Annotated in this window: 15 protein-coding genes; 7 read left to right on the forward strand and 8 right to left on the reverse strand. The window is 39.2% G+C overall.

Going from position 1 to position 17,597, the window contains the following annotated elements; all coding sequences use genetic code 11:
* Nucleotides 1–46: 46 nt before the first annotated feature.
* The 5 genes from PS1M3_RS09990 to PS1M3_RS10010 all read right to left on the reverse strand — a co-directional run bounded on the left by PS1M3_RS09990 (nucleotide 47) and on the right by PS1M3_RS10010 (nucleotide 8,022).
* Nucleotides 47–3,232 carry an amidohydrolase family protein gene (locus PS1M3_RS09990; protein WP_203983953.1) on the reverse strand — a complete coding sequence of 1,062 codons (3,186 nt, stop codon included), beginning with the start codon at nucleotides 3,230–3,232 and terminating at the stop codon, nucleotides 47–49.
* A gap of 99 nt (nucleotides 3,233–3,331) precedes the next feature.
* Nucleotides 3,332–4,156, reverse strand: a complete 825-nt coding sequence (locus tag PS1M3_RS09995; RefSeq protein ID WP_203983959.1) for a M90 family metallopeptidase — start codon at nucleotides 4,154–4,156, stop codon at nucleotides 3,332–3,334.
* A gap of 102 nt (nucleotides 4,157–4,258) precedes the next feature.
* Entirely contained in the window at nucleotides 4,259–4,897 is a 639-nt protein-coding gene (locus tag PS1M3_RS10000) for a CatA-like O-acetyltransferase (RefSeq protein WP_008127695.1), read from the reverse strand.
* A gap of 132 nt (nucleotides 4,898–5,029) precedes the next feature.
* Nucleotides 5,030–6,070 (reverse strand): Glu/Leu/Phe/Val dehydrogenase, encoded by a 1,041-nt coding sequence (locus PS1M3_RS10005; protein WP_006792367.1) that lies wholly within the window; start codon nucleotides 6,068–6,070, stop codon nucleotides 5,030–5,032.
* 425 nt (nucleotides 6,071–6,495) lie between these two features.
* Nucleotides 6,496–8,022, reverse strand: coding sequence for a fumarate hydratase (locus tag PS1M3_RS10010; protein WP_006792366.1), 1,527 nt, complete (start codon nucleotides 8,020–8,022; stop codon nucleotides 6,496–6,498).
* Nucleotides 8,023–8,191: 169 nt separating this feature from the next.
* On the opposite strand from PS1M3_RS10010, the gene pabB reads away from it, so the two are divergent.
* The 3 genes from pabB (at nucleotide 8,192) to PS1M3_RS10025 (ending at nucleotide 11,597) form a co-directional block, all read left to right on the forward strand.
* Complete coding sequence (pabB, locus tag PS1M3_RS10015) at nucleotides 8,192–9,541, forward strand: aminodeoxychorismate synthase component I (protein ID WP_203983961.1); 1,350 nt, start codon at nucleotides 8,192–8,194, stop codon at nucleotides 9,539–9,541.
* A 2-nt stretch (nucleotides 9,542–9,543) separates the two neighbouring features.
* Complete coding sequence (locus PS1M3_RS10020) at nucleotides 9,544–10,119, forward strand: CoA pyrophosphatase (protein WP_008127693.1); 576 nt, start codon at nucleotides 9,544–9,546, stop codon at nucleotides 10,117–10,119.
* A gap of 101 nt (nucleotides 10,120–10,220) precedes the next feature.
* Complete coding sequence (locus PS1M3_RS10025; protein WP_008127692.1) at nucleotides 10,221–11,597, forward strand: L-serine ammonia-lyase; 1,377 nt, start codon at nucleotides 10,221–10,223, stop codon at nucleotides 11,595–11,597.
* 63 nt (nucleotides 11,598–11,660) lie between these two features.
* On the opposite strand, the gene cysB is transcribed toward PS1M3_RS10025, so the two are convergent.
* The gene (gene cysB / locus PS1M3_RS10030) at nucleotides 11,661–12,638 is read right to left on the reverse strand and encodes an HTH-type transcriptional regulator CysB (RefSeq protein WP_006792362.1); all 978 of its coding nucleotides are present in this window, start codon (nucleotides 12,636–12,638) and stop codon (nucleotides 11,661–11,663) included.
* Between the two features lie 291 nt (nucleotides 12,639–12,929).
* Here cysB and PS1M3_RS10035 point away from each other — a divergent pair, with 291 nt between their 5' ends.
* Entirely contained in the window at nucleotides 12,930–13,688 is a 759-nt protein-coding gene (locus PS1M3_RS10035) for a hypothetical protein (RefSeq protein ID WP_006792361.1), read from the forward strand.
* A 149-nt stretch (nucleotides 13,689–13,837) separates the two neighbouring features.
* Here the strand turns inward: PS1M3_RS10035 and PS1M3_RS10040 are convergent, their stop codons facing one another.
* Nucleotides 13,838–15,130 carry an NCS2 family permease gene (locus tag PS1M3_RS10040; protein ID WP_203983963.1) on the reverse strand — a complete coding sequence of 431 codons (1,293 nt, stop codon included), beginning with the start codon at nucleotides 15,128–15,130 and terminating at the stop codon, nucleotides 13,838–13,840.
* A 119-nt stretch (nucleotides 15,131–15,249) separates the two neighbouring features.
* On the opposite strand from PS1M3_RS10040, the gene PS1M3_RS10045 reads away from it, so the two are divergent.
* From PS1M3_RS10045 to PS1M3_RS10055, 3 genes are all read left to right on the forward strand, one after another.
* A complete protein-coding gene (locus PS1M3_RS10045) occupies nucleotides 15,250–15,705 on the forward strand; it encodes a tetratricopeptide repeat protein (RefSeq protein WP_008128067.1) in 456 nt (151 codons plus the stop codon).
* 288 nt (nucleotides 15,706–15,993) lie between these two features.
* Nucleotides 15,994–16,437, forward strand: coding sequence for a SulA-like leucine-rich domain-containing protein (locus PS1M3_RS10050; protein WP_138740336.1), 444 nt, complete (start codon nucleotides 15,994–15,996; stop codon nucleotides 16,435–16,437).
* Between the two features lie 29 nt (nucleotides 16,438–16,466).
* A complete protein-coding gene (locus PS1M3_RS10055) occupies nucleotides 16,467–16,946 on the forward strand; it encodes a YchJ family protein (RefSeq protein ID WP_138740335.1) in 480 nt (159 codons plus the stop codon).
* 315 nt (nucleotides 16,947–17,261) lie between these two features.
* Here the strand turns inward: PS1M3_RS10055 and PS1M3_RS10060 are convergent, their stop codons facing one another.
* Complete coding sequence (locus tag PS1M3_RS10060) at nucleotides 17,262–17,564, reverse strand: DUF6172 family protein (RefSeq protein WP_006792356.1); 303 nt, start codon at nucleotides 17,562–17,564, stop codon at nucleotides 17,262–17,264.
* Between the last annotated feature and the right edge of the window lie 33 nt (nucleotides 17,565–17,597).

The following is a 17,597-nucleotide window of genomic DNA, read 5'->3' on the forward strand; positions in this document are numbered from 1 at the left end:
AAAAAGCGGCATAAAAGCCGCTTTTTAAAGACGTTAATTAAAATTCTTACTTTTCAAAATAAAGCGGCTGGCGTGCTTTTTTGCCAACCTCATTCATCGTTTCTGCATTAAATAAACGACCATTAATCATTGTATAATCAACCTTATCAGAGCTGCGAATATCAATTAACGGATCGCCATCAATCACCATTAAATCAGCCAGTTTACCCACTTCAAGCGAGCCTACGTTTTTATCAAGCCCTAAGTATTTAGCTGGATCGAGTGTTGATGCGCGTATGGCTTCTAGTGGCGTCATGCCACCTTGGGCAAACATCCACATTTCCCAATGTGCACCTAACCCCTCACGTTGACCATGCGCTCCTAAGTTAACTAAAACACCTAAGTCTTGTAGCTCAGCCGACACACGTGCGTTGTTAAAATGATTATAGTGATGATCGGGTGCTTTAACACGACGCATAGAACGCGGCAGCAACTGATTTTGAGGCACAAACTTACTTAAACGAGGGTGATTCCACACGTCAGTTTTATCATACCAATAGTTTTCACCCCATATACCACCATAGGCAACAACAAGCGTTGGTGTGTAACCCACATCACTTTGTGACCATAATTGTTTTATATCATCGTATATGTTTTCTACAGGAATGGAATGCTCAATACCTGTATGCCCATCAACCACCATGCTCAAATTATGTTGCAGTAGCGAACCGCCTTCTGGCACAACCATCATTTCAAGTTCGCGACCTGCTTCAACGACTTGTTGGCGCTGCTCACGACGGGGTTGATTGTATGATTTAACACTAAAAGCACCGACTTTCTTTAAGCGCTCTAAGTGAAATTTAGCATCTTCTAACGAATCAATATGCGAGGTATAACCCGGCATATTAGCCCCATACAAAATAGTTCCTGTAGAGAAAATACGCGGACCAACAATCATGCCTGCTTTTTGCATTTCGCTTGCAGTGAATATTTCGGTGGTGTCGTTAGAGGGATCATGAATAGTCGTAACACCTAAAGCTAAACCTGCAAAGTTTTTCCAATTTTGCTGAGGAATTATTTCATTGCTCCCTTGAGAACCATGAGCATGGGCGTCAACAATACCTGGCATGATGGTTTTACCTGTAACGTCTATAACGTCTGCATCTTTTGGTATGCTTAATTCAGAAGCTGGGCCTACAGCTTTTATATGCTTGCCATCAGTAATTATTACTCCGTTTTCAATGACTTTATCACCATTCATCGTAATAATTTTACCGCCAGTTAAAGCAATCATGCCTTTTGGCTCATTCACCTTCTTACTAAACCCGATGTTTTCGCCATTTTTAACTTTAAAATCAGCGTCGCTTTTACTGTTAATCGCAAATACACCGTTTAAATTTGCATGGTAAAGCTCAGGCCCTAGTGTCCAATAAAGTTTGCTGCTATCGGCACTCCAGCTAATACTTTCACCAGCACGCACAGATAGCTGCTCTATAGGGAATTTACTGTCTTTAGGTCCAATATTTATGGCCTTCCCACTTTCAACTAATGGCGTTACATACACTTTAAATCGCTCAGCAAAAGCAAGATACTCCCCATCTGGAGATACTCTAAATTCAGTAGCATGCTCAGATTCATAAAGTTTAGATACTTTTTTGCTCTCTAGCTCTACAACACTCAGCGACGGTTTTGGCCATGGACTCATTACAAATACACGGTCGTTGTCAGCCCCAAATTGTGGCTGATATCCACTTTTAGAAATCAGTTCACTTTCACCGCCTTTTGCGCTAACGCTATAAATACCTGGGTTCAATGACCATTTAGGATTTAAAATACTGCCACCGCTGGCTTTACGATAAACAACCGTTTTACCATTTGGGCTAAACGTTGGTTCTACATACTTGCCTGGCTCTTGTGTAATTGTGTCGCCTCGACCATTGCGAGAAGATACAACGCGCACTTGCCCTTGCTTGTTATCGTTCCACGTGGTGTAAACTATTTTTTTACCATCGCGAGAATACTGCGGAAATAATTCAAAATGATCTGTTTGTTTTGTTAAACGCTTAATTTTTCCAGATTCTAAATCGCGTTTATAAATATAACCTAACGCTTCAAAAATAGCGGTTTCACCGTCGGGGCTTACTTGTACATTACGCAGCATTTTTACGTCAAATTCATCAGTGTCTAAATTTTGAGTAAAACGAAGCGCTGGTTGAATCTTTTTAGTGGTTTCTACTTTAAATGCAATCGGGGTAACTGATTTGTCAGTCACGTCAACAGATTGAATTTTACCACCCGCCCAAAATACCAATTCTTTATTATCGGGTGTCCAAGCAATTGTAGGATAAACACCGTGAATAGCCCACGTTTCTTGCATGTCACGCTCTAACTTATCGTATACCTGAGTGTGCTCACCCGTGCTTAAATCATAAAGATACAAACTAGTTTGAAAGTCGTCTCGCTTAATGTAAGCAAGCGTTTTTCCATCTGGCGATGGAGTTGGTCTAATTGCGCCACCCATACCATCAATAATTGTTTCTATTTCACCTGTTTCACGATCGTAGCGCTTAATTTTATATATACCCGCTACAGAATCCTTCGAATAGTGAAACGTTTTGCCTGGTGTTGCATCATGAGAAAAATACACATAACGCCCATCAGGTGAAAACATTGGCTCACCTAAATCTTTTTGGTCGTTCTCGCGTTGAGTCAGCTGAACCCCTTTACCACCAGCTTTATGGTATAGCCATACTTCACCAGCACCTAGTGAACGACTAGCCGTAAAGTGTTTACGCGCCACTAAAAAATCGCCATCAGGGCTCCACGCTGGACTATTTAATAATCTAAACGTTTCGTTGGTTACTGCACTTTGGTTTTCACCGTTTAAATCCATAACCCAAATATTGTCGCCGCCACCTTGGTCAGAAGTAAACGCAATGTGTTTACCATCGGGGCTAAAACGAGGTTGCATTTGCCATGCTATATCAGAGGTTAATTGTGTTGCAGTACCGCCACTCATTGGCATTGTGTAAATATCGCCTAGTAAGTCAAATACAATGGTTTTGCCATCTGGGCTAATATCAATGTTCATCCATGTGCCTTGTTCTACGCTAATTTTAGCGTCAACAAATTGCCCTTTAGGAGAATCTACTTGCCATTTTTGTTCATCTTTTTTATCAGTTGATTCAGCATTTGCTTGGCCAAGAGCTAATGACACTGACAAAGCCAACGCCGTATGCAGCAATTTCTTCATAACTTTCTCGCTTATTATTGTTGCTGTGTGTTTTAACCGATTGCAACAAAAACAACCAAAAGTTACCAGCGTTATTTGATAAAGCGCAGTTTATTACGTTTAATGCCAAGAAATGGGGTCAAATTGATAGTAGTTAACCAGCATTCTATATATTTCTGGATCGTAGCGTCGTAACTCTGCTGGTTTTTCAATAAAGGTTTCGGTGATCACCGCAAAAAATTCGGCCTCGTTTGTTGCACCATAACTATGAATAACGTGAGGCATACTATACGCCACATGACTTTTAAGCTGCGTAAAGGCACGACTAAATACCCTTGCCCACTCCTTATAATCAGCCGAGCTTTTTAAAAGTGGCGTACCTGTTGTTTTACCTGTTTCCTGGTCTAACTGATGAGCAAATTCGTGAAACACCAAGTTATGCCCATCACTGGGTAAGCGGCTTCCTTCTAATACATCATGCCAACTGAGTACCAATGTTCCCCCAGGCCACGATTCACCTTGTCTCACCGTATTATGATAACTGACTATACCAGCACTATCGCGCGTGGTTTGCGGTGCGTAATAAGCACTTGGGTACAATAGTATTTCTTTAACATTGGTATAAAGTGGCCACGGTTTGTTAAGCACGAGTACGCAGGCATCAGCAGCAACAATAAGTTTCATGGCAGGTGTGAGTTTTAATCCATCGCAGCCAATAAAGCGCTTTTCATTTAAAAACCAAACAATATGTCTCTCAAGTTTGGCTCTATCAGCATCCGTCATCTTTCGGTAAATAGGCATACAGCGAAGTAAGATATCTTTTTGCTGAGAGCTTAAACCCATACGTTGATACTTATTGCGCCAAAGGGAGGCTTGAATAGAAGGCCATTGCCAAAGTATCGCCACAAATAACACTAAAACCCCAATTAACAGTCCATTTATCATGGCAATACCCTTAACATATATATGCCTTTATAAATATGTTCACCGGGATGAATTTTCAACTGCTGTGGTTACTATAGATTTTAAAATACTTTTTTATCACCGTCATTTACATTTAAAATGATCACACTCAGCTTGTAACACCTTCACAAAGCGCGCAACGTGTAGGCCATCCATTAAAGAGTGATGTACGTCAACAGATAGTGGCATCGTGCCAGCTTGTTTATCGTATTGACCGAATACAAACTTAGGGATCCCTAAACTTTGCCCTTCGCTAAATGCATGTGAAAAAGCGCTAAAATTAAGCCATGGTAAAACAGATATATGAATTAAATCAGCTTGCCCCTCTGTATTGGCAAATGCGTCGCTAAATAGTGAGTTTGACTTAGATTGTTTACTTACTTTGTCGCTATTGGCTGAGAACTCTTTGAAAGAGCCCAAATAATCAAAATAACTAAATACAAAGCACTCGTCTTCATCAAGTTCAACAACACTTGCACGGATGCTTGTAAGTAACCAGGGCTTGGATTCTATAATTCGTAACATAATTGGTTCATAAGCGAAGCAAGCTTTTAGTGTGCAATAAACATAGGCTTGAAAAAACGATATATTTTGAGCCTTACAGTAATCAAACAGTGTTTGTGCGTTTAGCTGAACACACACATTAAAGTATGGCTGGGTAAAATTTTTAAATAGTTCAAAATGTTGTTTACGAGGCCAGCTATCAAAGTCGATAGGCTGCATATTCGAAGTTGACGTCATTGTACATACCACACTTAATTAAAAATAAAGTGTAACGTTGTTTCATAAAAATAGCATTAATAACAAAAAAGGGGACGCAAATGCATCCCCTTTCTTCAAGACCTAAATATAAATCTAAAGGCCATTTTGTATTATTTCTTGAGCAAGCTCATCTGCAATTAAGTGCGTCGATTTTTGCTCTTTTTCGCTGCGAGCAAAAATTTCTGTTAGCGTATTAAAAATACCCTCAACGTGTTTATTAGAGGCCTCAACGGTATAACCTTCTGGCGCAGTTTCGTAATAAACATTAATAATACCCCCTGCGTTTATAACGTAATCTGGCGCATACAAAATGCCTTTTTCACGAATAATTTCACCATGGCGTGATTGTGCTAACTGATTATTAGCACAACCAGCAATAATGGTTGCTTTAATACGAGGTATAGTGTCATCGTTTATGGTTGCGCCTAATGCACAGGGTGCATACACATCTACATCTAAGTCATAAATGTCATCAATACCAACAGCTGTTGCACCAAAATCGTTAACAACACGATCAATTGCAACCTGGTTTATATCTGTCACAAACAACTTAGCACCTGCATCAGCTAAGTGCTGACACAAGCCGTAAGCAACAGCCCCTAAACCTTGTACAGCTACTTTTATGCCCGAGAAGTCTTGGTGGCCGCGTTGATGCTGCAGTGCAGCTTTAATACCTAAAAAAGTACCGTATGCAGTAAAAGGAGATGGGTTTCCACTTTTGCCTTCAAGGCCAAGAACGTAATTTGTTTCTTTGTTCATTAAAGCAACGTCGGCACACGTAATATTGACGTCTTCTGCTGAGTAATAGCTACCATTTAAACGCTCTAATTGGCGACCAAATGCACGAAAAAGTTGTTCCGATTTAATTTCTTTGGCGTTACCAATAATGACAGATTTTCCACCACCAAAAGGAAGGCGCGCAACCGCATTTTTGTAAGTCATCCCTTTTGACAAACGCAAAACATCATACACTGCGTCTTCATCTTTAGCGTAATCCCACATTCTACACCCACCAACAGCAGGCCCCAACTTGGTACTATGCACAGCAATAATTGCTTTTAAACCTGACTCTTTGTCAGAACAAAAGACTACTTGTTCATGGTTATCAAATTCAACTTGATTAAACACAGCCACTTAAAATACTCCGAAAAATTGACCCGTGAGAGGGTGTACGCGCTGGAAATTGTCGAGACTTTACCACTTCAAGATAGTGTTCGCCACACATCAAGATGATAAAGCTAACAAACACCAAGTGATTAAATTAAATAATCAACTTATAACTTATTAACAAATAAAAAATTTAAAATAAATTACAAAAATAGACATTAAAACTAAAATAACACAAGGGTACACCTCTTTACGTTTACGTTAGCGTAACCATTGATTTTTCCGTAAAGTTTTTAATACATCCACCATTAACACGCAAGCAATTGTTATTTAATGATTTATATTTATATAAACAATTACCACACAACTGGTAAGATCAGTTTTCACTCAATATTGATGATTTTAAAATAAAAAAGCGAGCACATGGCTCGCTTCATAAACAAAGATAACAATTACTTTAATTTGCTATCAAGCTCAGCAATTTTTGCCTTCCAAATCGCAGGACCTTGCGTATGTGCATTGGCACCTTCGCTATCTACTGCAACCGTTACAGGCATGTCTTCAACTTCAAACTCGTAAATCGCTTCCATACCTAAATCTTCAAACGCAACTACACGCGCTTTTTTAATCGCTTTAGATACTAAATACGCAGCACCACCTACCGCCATCAAGTAAACAGATTTATGCTCCTTGATTGATTCAACCGTTGCAGGGCCGCGCTCTGCTTTACCAATCATGCCTACAATGCCAGTTTTTTCTAGCATCATATCGGTAAATTTATCCATACGTGTTGCTGTAGTTGGGCCTGCTGGGCCCACCGCTTCATCACCAACAGCGTCTACAGGGCCAACGTAGTATATAAATTTATTATCAAAATCAACGCCTTCAGGTAAGCCTTCACCAGAGTTGATCATGTCTTGCAAACGTTTATGCGCTGCATCACGGCCAGTTAAAATGGTGCCTGAAAGTAAAACGGTTTCACCCATTTTCCATTCTTGAACATCATCTTTGGTCAGCGTGTCTAAATTTACACGACGTGTCCCCTCACCTACTTCAAAGGTCACTTCAGGCCAATCCTCAAGCTTTGGCGCTTTTAAATCAGCAGGACCTGAACCATCCAAAGTAAAGTGCACGTGACGAGTTGCTGCACAGTTAGGGATCATCACCACTGGTTTTGATGCTGCATGGGTAGGAGCGGTTTTAATTTTAATATCAACAACCGTTGTTAACCCGCCCAGGCCTTGTGCACCAATACCTAGTTTGTTTGCACGTTCGAATATTTCTAGGCGAAGCTTTTCTTCTGTAGTTTCCGCCCCACGCTCCATAAGCTCATGGATATCAACCGGATCCATCAATGACTCTTTAGCCATTACTGCAGCTTTTTCTGCAGTACCACCAATACCTATACCCAGCATGCCTGGCGGACACCAGCCAGCACCCATTGTAGGCAGTGTTTTTTCTACCCAGGCAGCAACATCGTCTGAAGGGTTTAACATAACCATTTTACTTTTGTTTTCAGAGCCGCCACCTTTTGCTGCAACCATGACTTCTACTTCGCCACCAGCTACCAAATCGATGTGAACAACCGAAGGGGTATTATCTTTTGTGTTTTTACGAGTACCAGCAGGGTCTGCAACAATAGAAGCACGAAGCGGGTTGTCTGGATTCAAATACGCACGGCGAGTACCTTCATCAACCATTTGTTGAACTGTTAAGTCTGTTTTATCCCACTTAACATCCATACCCACTTTTACAAAACACGTAATAATACCTGTATCTTGACAAAGCGGACGCTTGCCTTCAGCCGACATACGCGAGTTAATTAAAATTTGCGCAATAGCATCTTTAGCAGCTTTACTTTGTTCTTTGTTATATGCTTTTTCTAATGCTTGAACAAAATCAAGTGGATGGTAGAACGAAATATATTGCAATGCATCTTCAATGCTATCAATAAAGTCTTGCTGACGGATTGTACTCATAATGGTTCCTTAAGTTAGCTTTACGCTTAAGCGTAATCTATACCAAACCGGTGACGGTGGTTTGTACTGTTTTAATTACAACGTTGATTTTATACTAAACGCTGCCAAAAAAATTTGACTTATGATACCCTCCCAGCCCGTTTGGAGCCAGTTCTTATAGGGGTAGTAAATGCTAAACAATAAAAATAATTGTATAAAATTATCAATAACACAAAATTGTATTGATGTATTTTCGCATTTTTCTCATCTGCCTCATGCCATACTGCTCGACTCTGCTAATAGCGACCATGTAAATAGTCGCTACGACATAATTTCTATAGAACCTGAACACTTGCTTGAAGTGAGCGATAACAAAACATTATTCAATGGCGAGCAAAGTGAGCTAAGCTGTTTTGAGATAATGAATACCCATTTGCGCAAACTCAGTAACACAAAAGCACCTTTTGACTTGCCCTTTAATGGAGGTTGGTTAGGTTATTTCGGCTATGACTTGGGTCGTATAATTGAAAAAATGCCAACTATAGCAGAGCAAGACATACACTTACCGCAAATGGCTGTAGGCCTTTATTTAGATGCACTCATTTTTGATAGAAAGCAAAATGCGTGGTTTTATGTTTCACAGCCAAATGTTGAAAGACGCGCGCTTTACGAGAAATATTTAGCATCAACTCTGATTGACGCAAAGTTTGAGTTAACGTCTGAGTGGTTTTCTAATATGAGCCAAACCCAATACGCCAAAAAGTTTGCTGTAATTGAAGACTATTTAAAAAGCGGTGATTGTTATCAAATTAATCTAGCGCAGCGCTTTAAAGCCCAATATAGCGGTGACCCTTGGTCAGCGTATGTTAAATTACGCGAAGCTAATAAAGCGCCTTTTTCAAGTTTTATTAATCATCCTGCAGGCGCTATTTTGTCAATTTCGCCTGAGCGCTTTATATCGATCCAAAACAATATTGTAGAAACTAAACCAATAAAAGGGACACTTGCACGTAAAGCTGACGCCCACGAAGATAGTGCGCAAGCGTTAAAACTTGCAAACTCATCCAAAGATCGCGCAGAAAACGTGATGATTGTAGATTTACTTCGTAACGACTTAGGTAAAGTAGCCAAACCCGGCAGCGTTAAAGTGCCTTCTTTATTTGCAATTGAAAGTTTTCCGGCCGTACACCATTTAGTAAGTACAGTGACCGCCGAACTTGATATTAATAAAACAGCCGTTGATCAACTCGAGGCCGCTTTTCCTGGTGGGTCTATTACTGGGGCCCCCAAAATACGCGCGATGGAAATTATAGAAGAACTAGAACCTCATCAGCGCAGCGTTTACTGTGGCTCTATAGGTTATTTAAGTGCCTGCGGTAATATGGATACCAGTATTACTATTCGTACTTTAGTTTGCTATAAGCAGCATATTTACTGTTGGGCCGGAGGCGGAATTGTCGCTGATTCTAAAGTCGAATTGGAATACCAAGAGACTTACGATAAGGTAAATAAAATTTTACCTTTATTAAAGAGTAGGTGATCTTGAATAGTGACTTTATTAAAACGCGCTTTCAATTAAGCCCAACCGCTGCGCCAAATCAAATAAAAGACTCTCGAAATAAACGCGCCAGTGCCGTTATGTTGCCCATTATAGATGTAGCCGGACATGCACATATTTTACTGTGTAAGCGCCCTACTTATTTGCATCATCACCCAGGTGAAATTTGCTTACCCGGTGGTAAATTTGAGGCAAGTGACAAAACGCTTCGCACAACGGCACTACGTGAATTGAAAGAAGAATTAAACATTGCGCACAAAGATGTAAGTATCCTTGGCAATTTACCAGAGTACTCCACTTTAACAGGGTTTAGTATTCGTCCCTACGTATGTGTTTTAAATAAAAATACGCAGTGGGAAAACGATCACAATGAAGTACAAGCCAGCTTTTTACTATCCTTAAATGAATTAAGTACTGAAGCTAACTGGCAACCTTTGCCATTTCAACGTTTTGGTAAAGAAATTACTCTGCAGGGGTTTGTCACCCCCCATGGGTTACTTTGGGGAGCAACTGCTAGCATTATAAAAAACTTTACAAAACAACTAGCCTTACCAGTTTAAATCTTCGTTAATAATAGTTACATGCTAACAATTCCGCGTTATTATGCTCGACCGTTCAAAGAGCAGCCTCGGGCTGAGTAAATTAATAAGAGACACACACTATGATCAGTGCATTTGATATGTTTAGCATTGGTATTGGCCCTTCGTCATCACACACCGTTGGCCCAATGCGCGCATCACGCTTATTTGTTAATGAACTCCATGAAAAACAGCTATTAAAAAGTGTTACCGATATAAAAGTAGAGTTATATGGATCGTTAGGTCAAACAGGTATAGGTCATGGTTCTGGCAAAGCTGTTGTACTTGGCTTAGCAGGCTATGACCCAGAAACAATCGATGCCGATTTAGTCGATGATATTTTATTAACTATCGAGCAAGAACAAGTTATTTATTTAAACCAAACACACAAAGCCAACTTTCCTAAGCAAGGTGCTATTGTTTTTCATCGTCGTAAAACGCTCCCAAAGCACTCTAATGCAATGGAGATTATTGCTTCAAATAATGGTGAAAAGCTTTATAGCAAAGTGTACTACTCTATCGGCGGCGGCTTTATTGTTACCGACGAAGAATTTGAAAACGAAAAGCAAGCAGCGCTCGATATTAGAGAAGAGAACCCAGCGCCATACCCTTTTAGTAGCGCAAAAGAGCTACTTGAAATGTGTAAAGACTCAGGCCTGAGTGTATCTAGCTTGATGATGAAAAACGAACGCACACTTCGAACCGAAGACGCTATAAAAGATGAGTTATTTCATATTTGGCAAGTAATGAAAGCCTGTATTGAGCGCGGAATGCGTACTGAAGGAATTTTACCTGGCGGTTTAAAAGTAAAACGACGTGCCCCCAGCCTATACTTAAAACTGAATATCGAAGTGAGCAACGATCCACTCAGAGCAATGGATTGGGTCGATCTATTTGCACTTGCCGTTAATGAAGAAAATGCCGCCGGTGGACGAGTGGTAACAGCCCCCACTAATGGTGCTGCAGGCATTCTACCCGCTGTGCTTATGTACTATCATACATTTGTAAAAGAAGTAGACCGCGACATTGCCACGCGTTATTTACTAACAGCCGCTGCAATTGGTATTTTATATAAAAAAAATGCGTCTATTTCGGGTGCCGAAGTGGGCTGCCAAGGCGAAGTGGGTGTAGCGTGTTCAATGGCCGCCGGAGCATTAACTGAAATTGTGGGTGGTAATGTTGTACAAGTTGAAAACGCAGCTGAAATAGGCATGGAGCATAATTTAGGTTTAACGTGCGACCCTGTTGGCGGCTTAGTGCAAGTTCCTTGTATTGAACGTAATGCGATGGGGGCTATAAAAGCCATCAATGCTTCTCGATTGGCAATTCGTGGTAGTGGCGAGCAAAAAGTATCACTTGATAAAGTAATAAAAACCATGCTTGAAACAGGTAATGATATGAAAACAAAATACAAAGAAACCGCGCGCGGTGGTTTAGCCGTTAACATTATTGAGTGTTAGGCTAACCTTAAACAAAAAAACCGACTATCAATAAATAGTCGGTTTTTGTTATCAGACCCAGTGCTACTTTACAGGTAACTCTATATCTTCAAATAACTTATCTACATCATCTTGATTACGTAATAAACTCGCGCGCTCCACACGCTCTTTAGTTAAATGCGGCGCAAATCGTTCTATAAAGTCATACATATAAGTACGTAAAAAGCTGCCTTTTCTAAAGCCAATTTTTGTTGTGCTAGCTTCAAATAAGTGACTTGCATCAATGCAGACTAAATCAGTATCAGTGATTTCATCAATCGCCATTGAAGCCACTACCCCTACGCCAAGCCCTAAACGAACATAGGTTTTAATTACATCGGCATCAGTCGCCGTAAATACAATATGCGGCTCTAACCCATGGGCGCTAAATGCTTTGTCTAATTCAGAGCGACCCGTAAAACCAAATACATAAGTAATTAGCGGGTATTCGGCAATATCTGCTACCGTTAAACTATTGGCTTTTTTAGCAAGTGGATGATCCTTTGCAACAACAATACTGCGATTCCAATGATAACAAGGCAACATAACTAAATCAGAGTATAAATGAAGCGCTTCAGTTGCAATGGCAAAATCGGCATCGCCCCTTGCTGCGGCATCAGATATTTGTTGCGGTGTACCTTGGTGCATATGTAGTGATACTGCAGGGTATTTTTTCATAAACCCCTGAATCACACTAGGTAAAGCATAACGTGCTTGAGTGTGCGTTGTTGCTATATTGAGCTTACCTTGGTCTGGTAATGTGTGCTCGTTAGCTACTGCTTTTATACCTTCTACCTTTGAAAGTATCTCACGCGAGATATTTATAATATCTTCACCGGCACTAGTTACATGCGTTAAATGCTTGCCACTTCGCCCAAAAATTTGAACACCTAACTCATCTTCTAACATACGTACTTGTTTAGAAATACCAGGCTGTGAAGTAAATAAACTCTCAGCCGTTGCTGAAACATTTAATTTATGATTTTGTACTTCTACTATGTATCTGAGTTGTTGTAATTTCATGGTTGCATTTTTACGTTGTAATTTATTATAAATAAAGGCAATTCTATAAAGCTAGATCAGTTTTACTGGTAGCATTGATTAAGCTTATAGCGTGCATTTATCGAAGTGGTGCTCAAGGCTAGCATAATAAATATACTTGAGGTAGCCAAGATTAGACGAATTAATCTCATAGTCCTTATATTTAACGACAGTTAATTTACCTAATTTGAAGTTAATTCGCGCAAAACTACCCCGATGGCTTATATTTAATGTAATATTAAAAAATTAGGTTATGAATCCGAGAATTACACCATGATCGTGTCTATTATAATTGTCCTTATAGTTGCTTTGGTTGTGATTGCACTTTGGGTAAGTGCTGTTCAGCAACACAAAGAAAAACAAGAAAATGAGCGCCGAAAAGAACTCACAAAACAAAAGGCGATCATTGAAGAAACTGAAGAAGCATTAATGAACCAGGCTAATATTCCGCTATCTGAAAACGTTATTAGGGTTCTACAAAGCCGAATTGCCGAAGCACTCAAAACAATGGTTACGCATTCGCCAACCTCAAAAGCGCTAAAGAGCCGTTTAGAAGAAATGAAACAGCATCTATCTAACCCGGTGCAAGGAACCAGCAGTGAGTCATTAGCATTACCAAGTAACGACAAACAGCTTGTTGCGCTAATTCAAGGGATAAAAAAATTACGTGTGATCCTACGTTCTGAACACACTAAGGGCCGTGTTAATAGCCAAGTATTTACAGGCGAAGACAAACTGCTTGAGAAATTGCAGCTTAAAATAAATATAGAAAGCCAAATTAAACGCGGTATTTCCGCACGTTCTGCGAGTATGGTTGGCTCTGCTAGACAATATTTTGAAAAAGCCTACGCAACGCTTAGTGCAGTGCCTTATTCAGACGAATATGTAAATGCTAAACGTCAAGAAGTGGAACGTTACTTAGAGGAAATTAGCGTCGAGCTAAAAGCATCTAACGCAAGCGCCCTAAAAAAGAAAAACGAGCAAGAACAAGACGATTTAGATGTGCTGTTTGCTCCAAAAAAGAAATGGTAATAGCAGCTTTCCACTGAATAATAAAAAAAGCCCATACTGTGTATGGGCTTTTTTAGCATTAAATTTTATAACCGAGAGTTTAGCTTCCCCAACAGGGATAAATCACATAACGTCGCTGGTAGTTATATATCAAAACAAAACTTTGTTATTTATGATAAAAACGCGAATTTAACAATAAATAACACGGTTAATATCCATACACTAATTGTTATTTCACTGCGTTTACCACAAAGCAACTTAACCGCCGTATATGAAATAAAACCAAGCGCAATACCATGCGCAATTGAAAACGTAAGCGGCGTCATTAACAGCACAACGGCTACTGGAATAGCGTCAGTCATATCGTCCCAGTCCACAAACTTTAGGTTTTGTAGCATAAGTACAGCAACATATAAGATTGCGCCCGCTGTTGCATAAGCTGGTACCATATTAGCTAACGGTGCAAAGAACATCATTAGCAAAAAGCAGCAACCAACTACCACTGCAGTTAAACCTGTACGCCCACCAACAGATACACCCGCCACTGACTCTATATAAGATGTGGTTGTTGAGGTACCTAACATTGCACCTGCAATGGTGGCTGAGCTATCGGCACTGAGTGCACGTCCTAAGCGTGGCATGTTTCCTTTTTCATCTGCAAGACCAGCCTTTTGCGTTACAGCTACAAGAGTACCTGACGTGTCAAACAAATCGACAAACAAAAATGCAAAAATAACACTAAGCATTGAAAGTTCTAAAGCAGCAGCAAAATCCAACTGCATAAAAGTAGGTAAAATTGAAGGCGGTGCAGCAATAATTCCCTGGTATTCAACTAAACCTAAACCAAGTGAGATAGCAGTAACCAATAAAATACTGATCAACACTCCACTTTTAAAATCGCGATATAACAATGCCGCAATAATAAAAAAGCTAAATATAGCCAGTAACGGTCCCTCAGATGTTATGTCACCCAACTGCACAAATGTAGCGGGGCTTGCCACAATAATGCCTGCATTTTTAAGTGCTATTAGGGCTAAAAACGCGCCAATGCCTGTCGCAATAGCCCGTTTTAAAACTAATGGAATGGCATTTATTATCCACTCTCTAACCTTAAATAAACTCAATAATAAAAATATACAACCCGACATAAATACTGCGCCCAACGCAGCTTCCCAGGTGTATCCCATACCTAATACAACGCCATACGTAAAGAAGGCGTTTAACCCCATGCCAGGTGCTAAAGCTAATGGGTAATTGGCCCATAACCCCATAATAAAACAACCTATTGCAGCAGCAATACAAGTAGCAACAAAAGCAGCCCCTTGATCCATTCCCGCTTCTGCTAACATCGCAGGGTTCACAAATACAATGTAAACCATTGTGATAAAAGTAGTCATTCCGGCGATGCATTCTCGACGAACCGTGGACCCATTTTCGTTAATTTTAAATAAAGCTTCTAACATAATGAACTTACAACAATAAAAAGTAGCGAGATTTTATCATAAAAAGTATATTTTTCAGGACATTTTACCTTGCGATATACTAAACTATTGAAGTAGTTAACTATACCGAATGACAGCATATGATAAAAACCACACCAACAGGTTATGATTTAGAACAACAATTAGACAATATTTTGTCTTTTGTGACACAACCAGGCGATACTAATTCGTCACCTGAAAATGATAGCTCTCAACAAAGTACGCTGAATAAGGCGCTATATTATTTAAAAAATAACCAGCCTGCTTTAGCTGCAAAGTGGATGCGTTTATCGGCAATGTCTGGTGATCACCGAGGGCAATTTTATTTAGGCTTGTTTTTTGTAAAAGGCCAAGGTGTTCCACAAAGTGTATTTCATGGAGTTGCTTGGCTTAGCTTATCGAGTAGCCAGGGTCATGAGCCAGCTACAGTTGCGCTTGCTGATTTAAGAAAATATATAGAAACAAAGCGTTTTAAGGATGCCCAATGTTATGCAGCCAGTTTATATGAACAAATTCATCAATTACAATATGCCCATTTAATCCCCCCTGCCCCTTAGTAAAAGCCCGAAACTTAGCTCGTAAAAGTACTGTATACAGTACAGAGCTATAATTTAAATTTATAAAAAACGTAAGCAAACCTTTTCAACCTATATAAAAAACACTCACCCACTAACATTCCAATTTAAATAAAAGCGATAAATATCAACAGTATAAACATTAAAATACACATCCTTAAAAATAGAATATAAATTTGTATAAAAAAATAGCAAAAAAACACTTGCGCCATAACACTGTATAAACTACTGTATACATGTACTGTATATAAACCCAGTGAGCGAGATGATATGTTACAGCCAATAACCGTAAGAACAGTAAAAAGCTATCAACAAGACGAACTATCTGATTGTGTTAACGTGATTCAAATTGAAGATGATATATCGGCAACGTTTGAGCTGTTAAAGGTGCTACACCAGTATAATAGTTTAAATGCTTGGACTTTATTAATCGCACCAGATCATGTTCCTAGTAAAGCTTTGCTTGATTCATGTTCAATAGACACAAGTAAACTATTAGTCATTAGGCAAAAACATTTAGTAAATTTAGAATATGTACTGCGTAGCGCACTGCATAATGGTAACTTTGCAGCGGTCATTACATGGACTGATATGTTAAACAATCAGTTATTGAGCAACTTATCGCTTAACTTAAGTAACACAAAAACAAAGTTATACTGTTTTATTAAAAATTCTGACGTACTTGATATACCTTACATACAGCAAGCTTGCTAAAATGATGTTTTAAATCTTATGTAACAATTATGAATTATTTAAATAACAACACTTGCTTTTGTGGAAACCAAAAAAATTACGAAGATTGCTGTGAACCACTGCTATTAGGTGATAAACAAGCAGAAACACCCGAGCAGTTAATGCGCTCTAGGTATACAGCTTACGTACAAAAAAATGCTAAATACGTATACCAAACATATGCAAGTGAAAAGCAAGCTGAAAACCCTGTAAATGAAATTAAAGAATTTGCGACCAGTTGTCGATTTGTAAGCTTATCTGTTATTGAAACAAACAGCGATGAAAATAAAGGGGTCGTTGAGTTTAAAGCTACCTATTTTTATCAAAACCTATATTGTGTGTTACATGAGCGCTCTCAATTTATAAAAGAGCAACACCAGTGGCGATATCTCGATGGTATTATATTTCCGGTCGCTGATATAAAAGTTGGCAGGAATGATGATTGCCCTTGTGGCAGCGCAAAAAAATACAAAAAATGCCATAGCGCGTAATCCCCTCTTTTTAAGTGAAGTACATTATTTATTTCACTCCGTTGCTAATTAAATACTCACATTTAATGCATAGCTTCGTAAATTTATTAAACACAACTCCCTTTATAACCTTTTAGGTTTAGTACTACCACTATTAATTAAGTGGTTAATATTGAAGGAAAAAGTAGTGTTAATAACAATTCAACAGTTGAAGCCCTAAAACGATGTAAAATACTTTGAGCTAGCTCAAAAGAAAAAAGCTTGAAGGTAATCTATAGGCATAAAAAATGGGCCAATGGCCCATTTAAATAATTTGATATGCACAAACGCTAATTATTACTCGTCGTTATCAAGGTCTAGCTGTTGACGCTGTGCAGGTTTTGCCAATATTTCTAAGTAAAAAGACATCAATTCTTGCTTTTCAATATCGCTAATACAGTTGCTGATTTCAGCTACATGAACCACTTGCGCATCTTCAACCGTTTTACCAAACTTACAGTCAAATGCCCAATAATCTGCATCTTCTGGTAGAGTTTTGTTGCGCTCTCTTTTCAAATATTTTTTCACTTCATGCTTTGCAGCATCAACCATACGAGGGTATTTGATTTTCTCGTGATTTAGCGTGAATGTTTTCTTCATTACGTTCCTAATTACCTTGGTTTAATGATAACG

The organism is Pseudoalteromonas sp. PS1M3, from assembly GCF_016865405.1.
GTDB lineage: Bacteria > Pseudomonadota > Gammaproteobacteria > Enterobacterales > Alteromonadaceae > Pseudoalteromonas > Pseudoalteromonas marina.